Source organism: Paenibacillus algorifonticola (assembly GCF_050481745.1).
Classification (GTDB): domain Bacteria; phylum Bacillota; class Bacilli; order Paenibacillales; family Paenibacillaceae; genus Pristimantibacillus; species Pristimantibacillus algorifonticola_A.
The window spans coordinates 188,304-204,892 of record NZ_JBCNGR010000035.1; the positions used below are offsets into that span (position 1 = coordinate 188,304).

The following is a 16,589-nucleotide window of genomic DNA, read 5'->3' on the forward strand; positions in this document are numbered from 1 at the left end:
ATCTCCTTATAAGAGGATTGATGAGATATTATAATCGAAGGAAAAGGCTGCAAAATTCTAGCGATAGAATTTTGCAGCCGGATTGAAATCATGCGGATCAAGCTTAACCGTTAATTAGACCAGCTTTAACAAGCAGGCGCTTTACAATTGCAGCTGTCTCGGCGCGGGTCACATTGGAATCCGGATTCAGAGAACCGTCAGCTCCCTGCACAATGCCGTTTTTCAAAGCGCTGGCAACAGCGGCTTTCGCATATTCGGACACAGAAGCGCTGTCCTCGTAAGCAGCCAGCAGGCTGTCAATTTGAGCGGCGTCGTTCACTTGCGTTAAGGTAGTGAGCGCAAGGGCGCGGTTCAAAATAATCATCGCTTCTTCGCGAGTGATCAAGCCGTTTGGACGGAAGGTGCCGTCCGAATAGCCGCTGATCAGCTTGTTTGATACAGCAAGCTTCACTTCATTTTCATACCAGCTGCCTGCTTTCACATCGGAGAAGGAAACCGCTGTGCTGCCGGAAGCGGCATGGATGCCGAGTGCTCGCAGCAGGGTTGCCGTAAACTCAGCACGAGTAATGGAAGCGTTCGGTGCAAATTCAGTTCCCGATACGCCTTTCATGATCAGGCGGGAGCCGAGATCGTTGACGTCATTTTTGCTCCAGTGATTTTCAACATCCTTGAACGAAGCCGGGGTATAAACGACCGCATAGCTGCTGTTCGTTAAGCTGTTAATGCTCGCCCAATACGTGCTGCCCGTAACGGAAATATGGGTCGGTACATGGTGCAGGGTGCCATCAGAGCCCAGCACTACGCCTGTTGTAATCGCTGTGCCGTCAGAGCCGGCAGGAAGAGCGATCGCACGTTCTACATAATGATTAAATTGGTTAACGACAATGCTTTTGCCGTTATAATGCGCAATGACTTCAAAGTCAACTGGCGTGCCAACAACGCTCAGCCCTTGCTTGGCGGCTTGGGATTTTACTGCGCTTGTCGCTGAGCTATCCGCTGTTGTGATGGAAATCGTGATTTTAATATCTGACAGGGCAACCGAAGCTCCAACCTGTGCGGAAATGCTGTCAATGTTGATGTCGATGGCTGGCAGCGTGTAGGTAGCCGTTGGCGTTTGGATTTTAACAGCTGCGCCGCGGCTTTCCAGCTCTTTCACCAGTTGACCATTCAGCTCGCCAGTTACAATAGCAGCAGTTGTATCTTGAACTGGAAGCAGCAGCTCTTTAATGCCGGTAGTACTGATTTGCTTGATCACCTTGTCATTGTCTACATTCAGCTGAACCGTTTTGCGGCCATTTTGAACGGATGCTTGAGCCGTTGCGAATTGCGGCTGCTCCTTGCCATCGATGTAGACGATGACAGGTGTTGATGTTGTGGTCGGAGCTGGCGTGCTTGTAGCAGGAGTCGTTGTAGAGCCGCCGCCCGACGAGCCAGAGCCTGAACCCGAGTTCGAATTGGACTTCGAAATGACAATTTCTCCACCATTGACTGTAGACGGGATCGTATACGATGAGCTGCGGTAGACCGCCCATTTCTCATCGTCTGAAGTATCTACAGTCAAATGATAGGTTCCCGTCGTTTCGCTGCTGAGCGATTTGACTTCAATAGCGAACAGTTGAATCGGATCATGAATGAGCGCATTGCCGCCCGTGGAATCGATCCAGATGACGCGAGCCCAGCCGGCCGTATTATCAAAGTTGGACTGGAAATAGCCTGTATCCGATGGAGCACCATCTTCCGGAGCTACTACTCCATAAGTAGGTGTAATACTGACAATGCTCAACACAGAAGGATCGAAGTCGATTTGCATATTGTAAGCGCCGACACCGTCTCCTGGATCTGTGAGCATGACGGGGACAGTTGCCGATTGTCCGGCTGTTACATTGGTATTCGTAATCGTAACCTTCGCAGGGGCGTCTGATGCAGCATGTGCGGCAGATGGGATAAGAAAAGCTGGTAGTACGAGCAGGCAGCTCAGCATGAGCAGCAGAAGGCGTCTTGCAGGAGCTTGCTTCAATAATGTTTGCATAATAACCTCCATGATTGTAAGGGTAGATGTGTGGTGCTTGAGTATTTTGACATTGGGTAGTTATTACAAGATTAACCTGCGTATTGGGTGGTGAAGACCCATTCAGCAAATGCAGTGCCTGCAAAATCAACGCCATCAATATCTTCAAAGGCGCCGTCATCAATGATAATGCTGAATTGTGTATCGGATGGCAGGAACATGGTTAAACCGCTAATGGTAACCGTATTTCCGCTAATGATAACGTGAGCCGGATAGTCGGCTGGAAAGCTCAGCACTTCACTGTTAGTTGAGGTATCAATAAATTTGATCTCTTTACCAGCAACAGCGGAAATGTCTCTATCAAACGTGAAAACAATATCATCATATTGATTGACATTGACGCTTCCGTGTATAGGGGTGCGGCTAACAATGAAAGGGGCAGCGCTTGCTACGGTAGCATTTGACTTCAAGAGGACAGTTTCGCCCGTCAGCAGATCGCCTGATGCGGCAACTGGCGTCACTTCTGCGAACACATAATAATTTAGATCGGTTTGCTGAAGAGTATAGCTGTTAGACGTTGCGCTTATGATTTCCGTACGGTTTGATCCGTCAGCTTGCAGGCCGCGGAACCATTTAAAGCGGGTATTGCCTTCGAAATCATTTTCAGGATCAAAATAACTATATTCCGCGGTCACCGTTTGGCCTGGTGCCCATGTATCGGCGCTTAAAGAGCCGTTATATATAGCTGGAGCATCGTCAATGGCGCTTAAGGTGACGATATATTTTTTAGATGAGTCTGGAACGGTTTTGCCAGTGTAGAGGTCCATTAAGGTGGAAGCGTCCGCTGCCGTTACGGATCTGTCGCGGTCGATATCATATAAATTGAAGTGTCCGGGAGTAAGGGTGGAATTTCTGCTTAGCTCTCGAACGATGTGAAAGGCATCCGCTGACGTAATAATGCCGTCTTTATTCGTATCGGCGAAGAGGTCTACCGTCACGCGAAAGTGTTCGGTCAGCTTTTCATTTTCAGAGGTAACGCCTTCAACCCTGATTTCAGTCGTTCCCGGGCCGAATATTTCCATCTCAAGGTTGGGCAAATAAGCGTTCGCAGACGCGACGCTCGTATCGCTGGAAGTAGCAGTTAACATCGTTATGACGGTTGATGGGGGGAAGAGCTTCTGTGAATCCAATGAGAAGTAGCTGCCATAAACGTTAATGGTTGATCCCATTCCCGCATTCGCATTGGAATCATTTTTAACCCAGTGCAGATCATTGTTTACTACAGGAAGAAAGTAGTTCGAAGGTTCTGGAATTGCATATGCCGGAGCAGATAGTGACAAGGTGGTTCCCAATACTGCAGCACAAACAAAAAGAGAGGGGCCCTTTTTCAGGGATAATGCGGTCATTTTGCGCCAATTATCGTTCATTTGTCCGAGTCTCCTTGTTGCGAATAGTAGGATGCTTAGCTTCATTTTACTTTTTAGGGCTGAACCGATTCTGAACGGATGTGTCTAATTGGAAAGAATGAAGTAGCAAAACGTCGAATCATGTTGAAATAAAAAAGAAAAACACAAAAAAACCGTCAATATCTGCAAGCAGAATTTAACGGTTCAAAATAAGATTTCTTCATTAAAGGTCAATATCGAGCAGCACCGGACAATGATCGCTTCCCAAAATAGCGGAATCAATGGCCGCATCCTTCAGCAGCGGAGCTAGTCGCTCTGAAATCAGAAAATAGTCAATCCGCCAGCCGACGTTTCGCTCACGTACCTTCGGCATGTAGGACCACCATGTATAGGCATCGGTACGGTCTGGGTAGAGGTGGCGAAAGCTGTCGATAAAACCGGCCGCCAGCATCTCGGTCATTTTGCCGCGTTCTTCCGGGGTAAAGCCGGAATTGCCGTGGTTGGCTTTGGCGTTTTTGAGATCGATTTCCTGATGGGCGACGTTGAGATCGCCGCAGACAATGACGGGCTTCACCGCATCAAGCTGCTGCAAATAAGTGCGGAAGCGATCCTCCCATTCCAGTCGATAGTCCAGCCGCAGCAAATCGCGTTTGGCATTAGGCGTATATACATTAACTAAATAGAAGCCCTCAAATTCCAGCGTCAAAATACGGCCTTCCGGCTCTTCATTTTCTTCAATGCCGTAGCGGACGGAAAGCGGCGGTTTTTTCGTAAACACAGCCGTACCAGAATAGCCCTTCTTCACGGCATAGTTCCAGTAATCCGAATACGCCTCGCCAAGCTCCAGCGAAATTTGCCCCTCCTGAAGCTTCGTCTCCTGCAGGCAGAAAATATCCGCGTCCATCTCGGCAAAATAATCATTAAACCCTTTATTCACACAGGCTCTCAGCCCGTTAACATTCCATGAAACCAGCTTCAATGCGAAACCTCTCCTCTGTTGGCATTTATATAAAAATAGCTAAAAGCAGTGCGTTTACTAGGCGCGTAGCAGGATGAAAACTTTTCCATCGGCATTCAAAATCTGGCTTCCATTGCTAAGCGCGGCATAGGGAAGCTCCCAGTGCGAGTGCCCGCAAAACACGAGCGTCTCCGGCAGCTGTTCAAGCGCAGCGCGAATGGCGCTGTTCCCCTCAAGTCCAAGCGCCGGCTCATCCGGTCCCTGATGCAAAAGCAAAGCGTGGGGCTGCTTCATAATAAGCTTGCGAAGCCACTTCACATAATCGTGCTGGGACATGCGATTAGGCTTGTCCGCTCGTCCGATAATGCCGCCTAGACCGGCAAGGCGGAGTCCTAATACTTCGGTCAAAGCTGGCAGGTCCATGTAATGCATGCAATCGCTAGCAGCGAGCATATTCATATGCGCAGACTCCATTATATCATGGTTGCCGGGTACACCTGCGACCCAGCCGAATGTTTCACCGAAAGCGAGCCAGACAGGAAGGGGCTTGCCGCTGCTGCCCCTTTTGCAACTAGAAATGATTTATGCTTTCGCTATTTATACCATGATTGCGAGTGGCGGGCAACATAGGAGATTTGATCATTTTTACTAGGGTGCGTTATGATAGGGGAGGTAAATACAAGCAAAAAAGGAGACGGTATGGACAATTTCGTATTATGGCTGAAGTATTTAATTCTCGGTATTATTCAGGGCTTTACAGAGCCGATCCCTGTATCATCAAGCGGACATTTAATTATTGCCCAGCAGCTGCTAGGCGTAGATCAACGAGGACTGGCATTTGAGATTTTAACGAACACGGCATCGCTGATTGCGATTGGCTACATTTTTCGCCAGGATATTAACCGGCTAGTCGTTAACACTATCAAATATATGAGAACACGGGACAAAGCTTACAAAAACGACTTCCTGTTCGCGATGTATGTCGTCATTGGGACGGTGCCTGCGGTCATTATCGGGCTGCTGTTCAAGGATCAAATTGAGTCTTATTTCTCCTCTGTCCGCACGGTGGCGATATCGCTGCTCGTAACGGGTGTTGCGCTCTGGCTCATTCGCAATCTGCGAGGACGCAAGCGGGATGGCGATCTGACGGTCAAGGACGCTTTAATTGTAGGCTTGGCGCAGGCGGTCGCGCTCATTCCCGGTATTAGCCGCTCCGGATCAACGGTCATTACTTCGATAGCTGTCGGCATGAAGCAGGAGACGGCGCTGCGGTTTTCATTTATGCTGTATATACCGATCAGCTTGGGCGGCTTGGTGCTGGGTATCACGGATGTGGCGAATGATCCGAACCGTACTTCGCTGATGATTCCTTATCTCATTGCCTTTATAGCGACCTTAATCGTGACCTATTTCTCTATGCGCTGGTTCATGAACATTATGGCGCGCGGCAATTTGAAATATTTCTCCTATTATTGCTTTGTCGCCGGCATCCTGCTGCTCATTTTTCTCTAGGCTCTGCCTGGAGGGAGAGAAAAGCAAACAAGGCGCAGATTGAACAAAATAGAATTTTAGCAGGCTGGCATCCCGAGGTGGATGCCAGCCTTTTTAGTGCAGACTCAGCGGATTAAGCAGGCTTGCCGCATTTATGCATGTCCGCGAATAAAGATCAGGCAGACGTAAATGAAAAAATATGATTGTTACAGCCGAATTTACAACTTTTTCCTGACGTCGCAAAGTGGAATTCCGTTATTTCTTTATGAAAAACGAACAATATCTAAATTCAGGAAGAATTATAATTAAGAAATATATTGAATTAATTATATTATTAAATAACAGGCATGAATATTTATTTAAGGATTTAAATAAATGTTATCCGTTCTAATATGTTAATACTTGACTAACATTATCTCTTAAATCGAACTAGATGTTAAAAAAAGAGAGAAAGATAAATAAAAAGTATTGTAACTCTATTCTTAATGATATAAAATGTGACATAGATTGAGTCTCATGATGTTACATTCGAACAGCTAGATTCGCCTGATAATGCCGAGCTAAGCCCGTCATTATTTTCAGAATTATCAATTTAATTAACACTCAAAATTATAATTCGTTAGGGTGATTAAATGTGAGTGAGGAATTGCTGAGAATGGAGCATTTAACGACGTCCTTCCGGATCGCTGACCGCTATTATGCAGCAGTGGATGACGTTACGTTAACGGTCAAAAAAAATGAAATATTAGCGATTGTTGGTGAATCCGGCTCGGGAAAAAGCGCATTGGCCTTTTCGATTATGGGGCTTCATACGCGGGCAAAAATCGAAGGGCATATTTATTATAAGGGCCAGGATTTGGCTCATCTGCCTCCAAGCAAATTAAACAAGCTGCGCGGCAAGGAAATGGGCATGATTTTTCAGGACCCGTTGTCGGCTCTTAATCCGCTCATGATTGTTGGCAGCCAGATTGAGGAGGCTTTGCTGCTCCATAACGACAAGCTGACGGCGGAGCAGCGCAAGGCGAAGGTGCTGGAGCTGCTGGGTAAGGTAGGCATTCCGCGCCCTGAGCATACGTATCAGCAATATCCGCATGAGCTGTCCGGCGGCATGAGGCAGCGCGTCGTCATCGCCATTGCGATTGCCAATGAGCCGGAGCTGCTCATTGCGGATGAGCCGACGACCGCGCTTGATGTGACGATCCAGCTGCAAATTTTGGAGCTGATCCGCAAGCTGAAGAGCGATATCGGCGCCGGCATCATCCTCATCACCCACGACCTCGGCGTTGTGGCGGAAATGGCGGATCGCGTAGCCGTTATGTATGCGGGACAGATCGTGGAAATCGCCGATATTTATACGCTCATTTCAAATGCGCAGCATCCCTATACGAAGTCGCTGCTCAGCTCGATCCCGGCGGCCAGTGCCGAGAAGTCTCGGCTGCATGTCATTCAGGGCATCGTGCCCTCCTTGCAGAAGCTGCCCCGCGAGGGCTGCCGCTTCCGCTCCCGCATCCCGTGGATGCAGGAAGCGGCGCATGAGGCGGAGCCTGCGATGCACGAAGTAAGTCCCGGTCATTTCGTCCGCTGCACCTGCTATCGGACTTTTTATTTTCCTAAAGTGGACGGGAAGGGGGCTGACTATGGCGCTTCTTGATATGAAGGATTTAAAGGTGCATTTTCCGATCCGCGGCGGCTTATTCGGCAGAGCGGTTGGCGAGGTCAAAGCGGTAGACGGCGTAAGCTTATCTATTGAGCAGGGCAGCACCTACGGACTCGTTGGCGAGTCCGGCTCGGGCAAGACGACGACGGGGCGGGCGATTATCGGCCTGAATGCGATTACGTCCGGCAGCGTCATATTTGAAGGCCAGAACTTGAACGAAGGCGGCAAGCGCGGCTTGCTGAATGCCCGCCGCGATATTCAAATGATTTTTCAAGATCCGTATTCCTCGCTCAATCCGAAGAAGCGCGTCATTGATATTGTAGCGGAGCCGCTGCGCAACTTCGAGCGGCTGTCTCCGCAGGAAGAGAAGCGGCGCGTGCGTGAGCTGCTGGAGCAGGTAGGCCTAAGCGCCGAGACGATCTATAAATATCCGCATGAGTTTTCCGGCGGCCAGCGGCAGCGGATCGGCATCGCCAGGGCGATTGCTTTGAAGCCTAAGCTGATTATCGCCGACGAGCCTGTATCGGCGCTGGACGTATCCGTACAAGCGCAGGTGCTTAATTTTATGCAGGACATCCAGAAGGAATTAAACCTCACGTACTTGTTTATCAGCCATGACCTTGGCATTATCCGGCATATGTGCGATCGCATCGGCATTATGTACAAGGGCAGACATGTTGAGCAAGGCACAACCTCAGATATTTTTCATAACCCTCAGCATATTTACACCAAGAGGCTCCTTGCAGCCATTCCTGATATCGACCCTACACAAAGAGAGAAACAGCGACAGTTTAGAGCAGCGGTAAAAGCCGAATATGATCAAGCCTACAGAGACTATTTTGACGAAGAGGGCCTGGCCTATTCACTAAGGCCGATCTCAAGCACGCATCTGGTAGCTCTGCCTGGGAAAGGTGGATAGCGATGTGGAAAACGATTGCTCGCCGTATATTCATTATGATTCCGCAATTATTTTTACTCAGCATTCTCGTCTTTTTGCTCGCTAAAGCGATGCCCGGCGATGCGCTCACAGGCCTTGTTGATCCGAGTCTTGATCCCGCGGCGCTTGAAGCGCAGCGCGAGCGGCTTGGTCTGAATGATCCGTGGCATGTGCAGTATTGGAACTGGATGATCCATGCGCTGCAGGGCGACTTCGGACAATCGTTCCGCTTCAAAATGCCCGTGTCCGAGCTTATTGGCCAGCGGATTTTCAATACGATCTGGCTGTCGGTCGCGACGCTGATATTGACTTACTTAATCGCGATTCCGCTCGGCATTACGAGTGGCCGCTACAACGATACTTGGGCGGACCGCCTGATTACGGGCTATACCTACTTGGGTTTTGCTGCGCCGCTGTTTATTTTTGGCTTGGTCATGCTGTGGCTGTTCGGCTTCCACTTTGACTGGTTCCCGACAGGCGGCAGCGTGAAGCCGGGGGTAGAGCCTGGCACGGTCGCGTATGTATTTAGCAAAATCTATCATTTGCTGCTCCCGGCTTTATCGATGGCGCTGATTACGACCGTGACGACGGTGCAGCTGCTGCGCAGCGAAATTATTGATACGAAGCAGCGCGATTTTATTTTGACCGCAAGGGCCAAGGGGGCTTCGGAATCCCGTGTCTACAACCGCCATATTTTGCGCAACTCTCTACTGCCGATTGCCGCTTTTTTCGGCTATGAGATTACGGGCTTGATTGGCGGCACCGTATTTATCGAGAGCATCTTCAGTTATCCCGGCATGGGCCAGCTGTTTCTAAGCTCCATCTCCTTGCGGGATTTCAGCGTCGTGACGGCGCTGGTGCTGCTGTATGGGCTCGCATCGATTTTGGGAGCTCTTATTTCGGATATGATTTTGAGCATTGTCGATCCGCGGATTCGGATCAAATAAGCGCGCAGGGAGGCTTAAACTATGGGCAAGCTTGCAATCGCCGAGGCGGATCGTAGTCCCTCCGGCTGGAAAATCATCTGGCGGGAAATTGTCCGCGACAAGGTGGCGTTTGCTTCCTTTCTTTTTCTAGGACTCATTATCGTCTTTGTGTATGGCATTTCACTTGTGCTGGATCAGAAGCAGATCGTGACCGTCGATTTGTTCTCGCTGTACAAGCCGCCTTCCGCCGAGTTTTGGCTGGGGACGGACTATGGCGGGCGCGACGTGTTCGGACAGCTGATTATCGGCACGCGCAATTCCTTGTCCATCGGCATAATCGTGACGCTGATGACCGGGATAATCGGCATTCTGATTGGGCTGCTGTCGGGTTATTTTGGCGGCAGCGTAGACAATGTGTTTATGCGCTTCGTCGATTTCTTTATGATTTTGCCGACGCTCATGATTGTAATTGCGTTCGTGACCGCCGTGCCTAAATACAGCATTGTTTCGTTCTCGCTCATTATGACGGCATTTCTGTGGATGGGCATTGCCCGGCTGATTCGGTCGAAGGCACTGCAGGAGCGTGAGCTGGACTACATTCAGGCTTCCAGAACGCTTGGTTCCTCCCATTTGAAAATCATGTTTACGCAGCTGCTGCCGAATCTCAGCTCCATCATTATTGTGACGATGACGCTGAATCTGGCAGCGAACATCGGTCTTGAATCCGGCCTTTCCTTTCTTGGCTTTGGCTTTCCTGAAAGTACGCCGAGCCTCGGTACCTTAGTCAGCTATGCGAGAAACCCGCAAACCCTGGAGAGCAGATGGTGGATCTGGTTACCCGCATCAGTGCTGATTTTGGTATTGATGTTGAGTATAAATAATGTTGGTCAAGCGCTAAAGCGTGCGACGGACGCAAGACAAAGAAAAGGTTAATAAAAGGAGGAGATGGTGTAATGGGAAAGGGTAAGGGGACAAGGTATGTTTTCGTATCGCTGATGCTTGTGCTTGCGCTAATGCTGGGGGCTTGTACATCAAATGGCGGGAGCGGAGCTGCCGAGAGTGCAAGTCCTGGGACGAGTGCTGAGCCTGCGGCTAGTGCAAGTGCAGCGCCAACTGAAGATGACGGTCTTTATTCGATTGAGGATTTCAACAAGGTGAAAATTAATGAAGGAACGGCGCTGAAGGGCGGCTCCGTCACTTACGGCTTGGTGTCCGATACGCCATTTGAAGGTACGCTGAACTACAATTTCTATTCGGCAAACCCTGATGCAATGGTCTTGCAGTGGTTCGATGAGGGAATGCTGACTTGGGATGCAAACTACGTCTACACGAATGACGGTGCAGCGACCTATGAGGTTTCCGAGGATGGCCGGACGTTTACCTTCACTATTCGCGACAATGTCAATTGGCAGGATGGCGAGCCGGTGACGGCGGAGGATTGGCTGTTTGCGCATGAAGTGATTGGCAATAAAGCTTATGATGGTCCGCGTTACGACTCCAACTTTACGAATATTGAAGGCATGAAGGAGTTTCATGATGGCAAGGCAAAGACGATTTCCGGCATTAAGGTGCTTGGAGACAAGCAGCTGCAAATTACGTATATCCAATCTACTCCGTCCCTGCTGACGGGCGGCGTTTGGACGTATCCGCTGGCGAAGCATATTTTTGGCGATATGGATGTAGCGAAGATTTCCGCTTCCAAGGAAGTGCGCGAGAAGCCGATCGGCTTCGGACCTTTTAAAGTGAAATCAATTGTACCAGGCGAATCGGTTGTGTTTGAGAAAAATGCCGATTACTGGCGCGGGGAGCCCGTTCTTGACGAGGTTGTGCTGAAGGTCATTAACCCAACGACGGTTGTACAGCAGCTTGAGAGCGGTGGCGTTGATCTCGTCGATTCGTTCCCGGTTGACCAATATCCGGACAATGCGGGTATGTCGAACATCGAGTTCCTCGGGATGATCGACCGCGCATATACGTATATCGGCTTTAAGCTTGGTACATGGGATAAAGAAGCAAAAGTTGTTAAGCCGAATGACAAGGCGAAAATGGGTGATGTGAATTTGCGCAAGGCGATGTGGCAGGCAGTTGACAATGATGCGGTTGGCAATAAGTTCTATCACGGCCTGCGCTGGAATGCGACGACGCTGATTCCACCGTCCCACCCAGAGTTCCATGATTCTACGAACAAAGGTGTAACCTACGATCCGGAAGCGGCGAAAAAGCTGCTGGATGACGCAGGCTACAAAATGAACGGCGAATTCCGCACCAATCCAGACGGCAGCGAGCTGGTCATTAACTTTATCTCCATGACTGGCGGAGATATTGCTGAGCCGCTGGCCCGCTATTATGTGCAATCATGGGCAGCAATCGGTCTTAATGTTAATCTGGAGATGGTCGAGTTCAACTCCTTCTATGACCGTGTAGGCTCTAATGGCGATGATGATCCTGCCGTGGATATCTATCAAGCAGCATGGCAGGTAGGCATCGACGTTGACCCGGCTGGTCTATATGGCAAAGATGCGATTTATAACTTCCCGCGTTTTGAGACGGAGGAGAATAGCAGGCTGCTTGCCGAGGGCGTCTCAGAGAAAGCCTTTGATGTAGAGGTACGCAAAGGCATTTATAAAGAATGGCAGCAGTATATGGTTGATCAGGTTCCGGTATTCCCGACCCTGTACCGCTCCGAGCTTGTTCCGGTGAATAAGCGCATTATGAACTATGCAATCGGCGATGGTACCGGCATTTATTTGCATCAGCTGGCTGTATCGCAAGATAAACCGTTTGTAGCAACGAAATAGCGTATAATAGAGCTTAGAGTAGCAAAAAAGATAACAGGCAGGGCTTAAGTCCACCTGTTAGACGAGGGCTGTTCACTAGGGCGGAGGATTCCGCCTTGGGGAGCAGCCCACTTTGCGATTGCAGGGGGAGGACGCGGCAGCGCTCTTTTCAAACGGGGGCGGGAATGCTACAATCTCTGAAACTGAAGCTTTGAAAATAAAGAAAGGCAGGTAACGAATATGAGCAATCGACCTTCTATTAATGACTATAACCCTTTTTATCAAACATACATTGAAAAGGTGCCGGAAGGCAGCATTAAGGATGTGCTGCTTGAGGCACAGCAGGCGACAAGCGAGCTGCTGGCAAGCATTCCGGAGGAGCGCGGCAGTTTTAAATACGCAGAAGGCAAATGGAGCATTAAGGAAGTTATTGGCCATATTAATGATACCGAGCGCGTGATGAGCTATCGCCTGCTGCGGGTTTCGCGGGGCGATTCGACACCGCTGCCTGGTTTTGAGCAGGAGGTGTTTGTAGCGGGTGCGAGGTTTAATGAGTATACGATTGCGGAGCTTGCTGAAGAGTATCGGGCGATCAGGCAATCGACGCTTAAGCTGATCGACAAGCTTTCCGATGAGGAGCTGTCACGGCGTGGCAACGCAAGCAGCTTCGAGGTAACGGCATTGGCGCTGGCCTACATTATCGCCGGTCACGAGCTGCACCATTTGAGCGTATTGAAGGAACGATATTTAATTGACTAGCTAATACAACAGTCACCAAAGGAGCTCTATGATGAGTGAAGCAAGCTTTAAGGATTATCAATTAAGTGAAGACATTACCCGGGCGCTCGACAGCTTAGGCTACAAGCAGCCGACCATTGTACAACGCGAAGTGATTCCAATTGCGCTGAGCAAGCGCGATCTTACGGTCAAGTCACATACCGGCAGCGGCAAGACGGCGGCCTATGGCATTCCCATTTGCGAGATGGTGGATTGGGATGAAAATCGCCCGCAGGCGCTCGTTCTAACACCGACACGCGAGCTTGCCGATCAAGTAACCGAGGACATCACGAATATAGGCCGTTACAAAAGAATTAAAGCGACGGCGATTTATGGCAAGCAGCCCTTTGCTCCGCAGCGCATGCAGCTGACGCAAAAAAATCATGTGGTTGTCGGTACGCCTGGCCGTATTATGGATCATATCGAAAAAGATACGATCGATCTGGAGAAGCTGCGCTTCCTCGTCATTGACGAGGCGGACGAAATGCTGAGCATGGGCTTCATCGAGCAGCTGGAAATGATTATTCAGGAGCTGCCGAAGGAGCGGGTGACGCTGCTATTTTCCGCTACGCTGCCGAAGGATGTAGAGCGGCTGTGCCATCGCTATATGAATGATCCGGTGGATATTGCGATTAAAGCTGAAGGCGCCGCGAAAGCCGAAATTGATCATTCGTTGTATATCGTGCGGGATAACCGCAAGCTTCAATTGCTGCAGGATGTGACGGTAATGGAAAACCCGGACAGCTGCATCATTTTTTGCCGGACGCAGGTGAATGTCGATGAGGTGCATCATGAGCTGACCCAGCTCGGTTATCCAATTGGCAAAATCCATGGCGGAATGGAACAGGATGATCGCAATCGCGTAATGGGCGAATTCCGCAGAGGCGAGTTCCGTTATTTGGTGGCGACTGACGTAGCGGCGCGAGGCATTGATATCGATCGGATTACCCATGTGATCAACTACGATTTTCCGATGGAAAAGGAAAGCTATGTCCACCGCGCAGGCCGAACTGGACGAGCAGGCAACAAAGGCAAGGCGATCTCGTTCGTGACGCCAAATGAGGATTCCTTTCTCGCGAATGTTGAGGCGTACATCGGGTTTAAAATCCGGCAGGCAGAAGCCCCGCCTGAAGATGTCGTAGACAGCCGCAGGGAAAGCTTCGAGCTGAAGCTGAAAGCAAGTCCAGAATTGAAGCAGGACAAGAAGTCACAGCTCAGCGCAGACATCCTTAAGCTTCATTTCAACGGAGGCAAGAAAAATAAGCTAAGAGCGGTTGATTTCGTGGGCACCATTGCGAAAATCGAAGGCATGACTGCTGTCGATATCGGCATCATTACGATTGAGGACAACAAGACCTATGTGGAAATTTTGAATGGCAAAGGCAGCCTTGTGCTGCAAGCGATGAAAAATACGACGGTTAAGGGCAAGCTGCTTAAGGTGCAGCCTGCAAGGAAATAACAGGTAATACCGATGGCGATCAGCAGTTAAGGTAGAGGGAAGGGCGTACTAAGCAACACGCACCTCCCAGCCTCTGTACTGCATCGTTATCGACTGACAAAGTTGAGCTTTTGACATTTGTATTGGGCTGGACCATATGATATGGTTGAAGCAGCAAAACGTACAAAGAGGGGATAACAATGGCAAATGAAACGCCGCTAACGAGGGAAGCCATATTGGACGCTGCGGAACAGGTGCTTCGGCGGTATGGCCCCGATAAAACGTCGGTTACGGATATCGCGAAGTTTCTCCAGGTCAGTCATGGTACCTTATATCGGCATTTTGCCAGCAAGGCTGCGCTTCGAGAAACAGTTACCGAGAGATGGCTGGATAAAAGCGTATCAGAGCCCCTGGAAGGGATTGCGACTGCAACGGACGGAAGCGCTGCTGTACAATTGCGCTCATGGCTTGACGCGCTTATGCAGAAGAAGCAGATGTATGCGTTTGAGGATGCGGAGATGTTTGCGATGTACGCTGCGGTAACGCTGGAAGCCGTTGATTTAATTGCGGAGCATGTCGATCACTTGGTCAAGCAGATCGCCGTCATTGTAGAACGCGGCATGCACAGCGGCGAGTTTAAGCCGGGTGATGCACATGCGATGGCAAGGGCTATTTTTCTGGCGACGACGAAATTTCATCATCCGGCTTTTGTTCGCGAATGGTCGAGCAAGGAAATAGCTCAGGACTTTGATGCGGTATGGAGCTTGCTGCTTGCCGGATTACAATAAATACGCCTTTAGAAACAGATCGGATTACTCCGGGAGCCGTTTCTAACAGGCGTATTTTTTTGCGTTCAATAGGGAAAAAACAGAGGAAAACGTGAAATCATTTCACGGTGAATTTTTAAAAGAACGCCAGCATACAAATGACAAAAAATAATATTTGTTATTTGACAGTTGTAACATGCCAGTATATACTCTAATCAATAACAACGAGGCACAGCTCCTCGCGACAAAGGATGGAACCACAGATGGAGAAAAGTTTAACGGGCAAAGTGGCTTTAGTTACGGGCGCATCAAGAGGCATTGGGCAGAAAATCGCTGAGGATTTGGCACGGCATGGAGCCAAGGTAGTGGTCAATTATGCAAGCAGCCCAGCAAAGGCGGACGAGGTAGTCGCTGGAATTAAACGCAATGGCGGGGAAGCGACAGCAATTGGAGCGGATATCAGCAAGGTGGCGAAGATTGAAGAGCTATTCCACAAAACATTGGAAGCCTATGGTCAGATAGACATTTTGGTTAACAATGCAGGCATTATGATCAACAAGCCGCTCGCAAGCATAACGGAAGAGGATTTTGACAAGCAGTTTGAGATTAATGTCAAAGGCACGTTTTTTGCCATCCAGCAGGCAGCGCTGCATATGAAGGAGAACGGACGCATTATTAATTTCTCAACGTCGGTGGCGGGCCATATGTTCCCGACTTACAGCACCTATGCAGGAACGAAAGGCGCGGTGGAGCAGTTTACCCGCCAGCTTGCGAAGGAGCTTGGACCGAAAGGCATTACGATCAATGCCATTGCACCGGGACCTGTAAACACGGAGCTGTTCAAGGTAGGGAAGACGGAGGAGCAGATAACGGCGATCGGCAATACCAATTCCTTTGGACGGCTAGGCGAGCCGGAAGACATTTCTCAAATAGTGCTGTTTCTGGCAAGCAAGGAGTCGCAGTGGGTAACGGGGCAGACGATGCGAGTGAATGGCGGCTTTATTTAAAAGGATAGTTTGAAGCTTATGAGGCATCCATCTTCAGCAAGCTCATCTACATTTGGGAAATAGCAGGCGTCCATACCCGGGAGCGCTGGCGCGGGCAAGGCTTGGCGAGGCAGCTCGTGGCGGCCGCCTTGGAGCATTTGAGGCAGAGAGGGCTTAGGCCGAGATACCATGTGCTGGACACGAATGCCGCCTCAATCGGGCTCGCCGAGTCGCTAGGCCTCCACCCCTTCATGCAGCTGACGCATCATACGATGCGAAGCCCTGCCGCGAAACCGCGGTAAATTTAAGAACACCAACAAAAGGGGCTGTCCAGAAAGTCAGTGAAAGCTGACTTCTGGACGCCCCGTTTTTTTTGAATGTTAAAAATAAGCACAAAAAAATCGTCTTTTCTTGTAAAATGGAAGTTACCACACACCCATTCAGGAGAGGACGATTTTTTT

The 16,589-nt window shown here is 49.7% G+C and carries 16 protein-coding genes; 11 read left to right on the forward strand and 5 right to left on the reverse strand.

The genetic code is table 11. The annotated features are described in order from the left end of the window. Positions 1 to 103 precede the first annotated feature (103 nt). The 4 genes from ABEW34_RS25245 to ABEW34_RS25260 all read right to left on the reverse strand — a co-directional run bounded on the left by ABEW34_RS25245 (position 104) and on the right by ABEW34_RS25260 (position 4,954). A complete protein-coding gene (locus ABEW34_RS25245) occupies positions 104 to 2,029 on the reverse strand; it encodes an S-layer homology domain-containing protein (protein ID WP_430162482.1) in 1,926 nt (641 codons plus the stop codon). Positions 2,030 to 2,100: 71 nt separating this feature from the next. Continuing rightward, positions 2,101 to 3,435 carry an Ig-like domain-containing protein gene (locus tag ABEW34_RS25250; RefSeq protein WP_430162484.1) on the reverse strand — a complete coding sequence of 445 codons (1,335 nt, stop codon included), beginning with the start codon at positions 3,433 to 3,435 and terminating at the stop codon, positions 2,101 to 2,103. 202 nt (positions 3,436 to 3,637) lie between these two features. Beyond that, the gene (locus ABEW34_RS25255; protein ID WP_430162486.1) at positions 3,638 to 4,393 is read right to left on the reverse strand and encodes an exodeoxyribonuclease III; all 756 of its coding nucleotides are present in this window, start codon (positions 4,391 to 4,393) and stop codon (positions 3,638 to 3,640) included. 57 nt (positions 4,394 to 4,450) lie between these two features. Next, positions 4,451 to 4,954 carry a metallophosphoesterase gene (locus ABEW34_RS25260; protein ID WP_430162533.1) on the reverse strand — a complete coding sequence of 168 codons (504 nt, stop codon included), beginning with the start codon at positions 4,952 to 4,954 and terminating at the stop codon, positions 4,451 to 4,453. Positions 4,955 to 5,071: 117 nt separating this feature from the next. Between ABEW34_RS25260 and ABEW34_RS25265 the strand changes: the two genes are divergently transcribed. The 11 genes from ABEW34_RS25265 to ABEW34_RS25315 all read left to right on the forward strand — a co-directional run bounded on the left by ABEW34_RS25265 (position 5,072) and on the right by ABEW34_RS25315 (position 16,430). Beyond that, positions 5,072 to 5,884, forward strand: coding sequence for an undecaprenyl-diphosphate phosphatase (locus ABEW34_RS25265; RefSeq protein ID WP_430162488.1), 813 nt, complete (start codon positions 5,072 to 5,074; stop codon positions 5,882 to 5,884). A 613-nt stretch (positions 5,885 to 6,497) separates the two neighbouring features. Further along, positions 6,498 to 7,514 carry an ABC transporter ATP-binding protein gene (locus tag ABEW34_RS25270; RefSeq protein ID WP_430162490.1) on the forward strand — a complete coding sequence of 339 codons (1,017 nt, stop codon included), beginning with the start codon at positions 6,498 to 6,500 and terminating at the stop codon, positions 7,512 to 7,514. Next, complete coding sequence (locus ABEW34_RS25275; RefSeq protein WP_430162492.1) at positions 7,501 to 8,439, forward strand: ABC transporter ATP-binding protein; 939 nt, start codon at positions 7,501 to 7,503, stop codon at positions 8,437 to 8,439. Before ABEW34_RS25270 ends, ABEW34_RS25275 begins: the two co-directional genes overlap by 14 nt. A gap of 2 nt (positions 8,440 to 8,441) precedes the next feature. Continuing rightward, on the forward strand, positions 8,442 to 9,404 hold the full coding sequence (opp4B, locus tag ABEW34_RS25280; protein ID WP_430162494.1) for an oligopeptide ABC transporter permease: 963 nt from the start codon (positions 8,442 to 8,444) through the stop codon (positions 9,402 to 9,404). Positions 9,405 to 9,425: 21 nt separating this feature from the next. Continuing rightward, on the forward strand, positions 9,426 to 10,316 hold the full coding sequence (locus ABEW34_RS25285) for an ABC transporter permease (RefSeq protein ID WP_430162496.1): 891 nt from the start codon (positions 9,426 to 9,428) through the stop codon (positions 10,314 to 10,316). A 20-nt stretch (positions 10,317 to 10,336) separates the two neighbouring features. Further along, a complete protein-coding gene (locus ABEW34_RS25290) occupies positions 10,337 to 12,181 on the forward strand; it encodes an oligopeptide ABC transporter substrate-binding protein (protein WP_430162498.1) in 1,845 nt (614 codons plus the stop codon). A gap of 219 nt (positions 12,182 to 12,400) precedes the next feature. Continuing rightward, entirely contained in the window at positions 12,401 to 12,919 is a 519-nt protein-coding gene (locus ABEW34_RS25295; protein WP_430162500.1) for a DinB family protein, read from the forward strand. 31 nt (positions 12,920 to 12,950) lie between these two features. Further along, on the forward strand, positions 12,951 to 14,396 hold the full coding sequence (locus ABEW34_RS25300) for a DEAD/DEAH box helicase (RefSeq protein ID WP_430162501.1): 1,446 nt from the start codon (positions 12,951 to 12,953) through the stop codon (positions 14,394 to 14,396). A 179-nt stretch (positions 14,397 to 14,575) separates the two neighbouring features. Beyond that, positions 14,576 to 15,163 (forward strand): TetR family transcriptional regulator, encoded by a 588-nt coding sequence (locus ABEW34_RS25305; RefSeq protein WP_430162503.1) that lies wholly within the window; start codon positions 14,576 to 14,578, stop codon positions 15,161 to 15,163. A gap of 242 nt (positions 15,164 to 15,405) precedes the next feature. Beyond that, a complete protein-coding gene (locus tag ABEW34_RS25310; RefSeq protein WP_430162505.1) occupies positions 15,406 to 16,149 on the forward strand; it encodes an SDR family oxidoreductase in 744 nt (247 codons plus the stop codon). Positions 16,150 to 16,208: 59 nt separating this feature from the next. Then, a complete protein-coding gene (locus ABEW34_RS25315) occupies positions 16,209 to 16,430 on the forward strand; it encodes a GNAT family N-acetyltransferase (RefSeq protein ID WP_430162535.1) in 222 nt (73 codons plus the stop codon). Here ABEW34_RS25315 and ABEW34_RS25320 read toward each other — a convergent pair. Beyond that, positions 16,378 to 16,589 (reverse strand): hypothetical protein (locus ABEW34_RS25320; protein WP_430162507.1); only part of this gene is annotated, 212 nt, incomplete at its 5' end. The two genes, ABEW34_RS25315 and ABEW34_RS25320, sit on opposite strands and share 53 nt — an antisense overlap.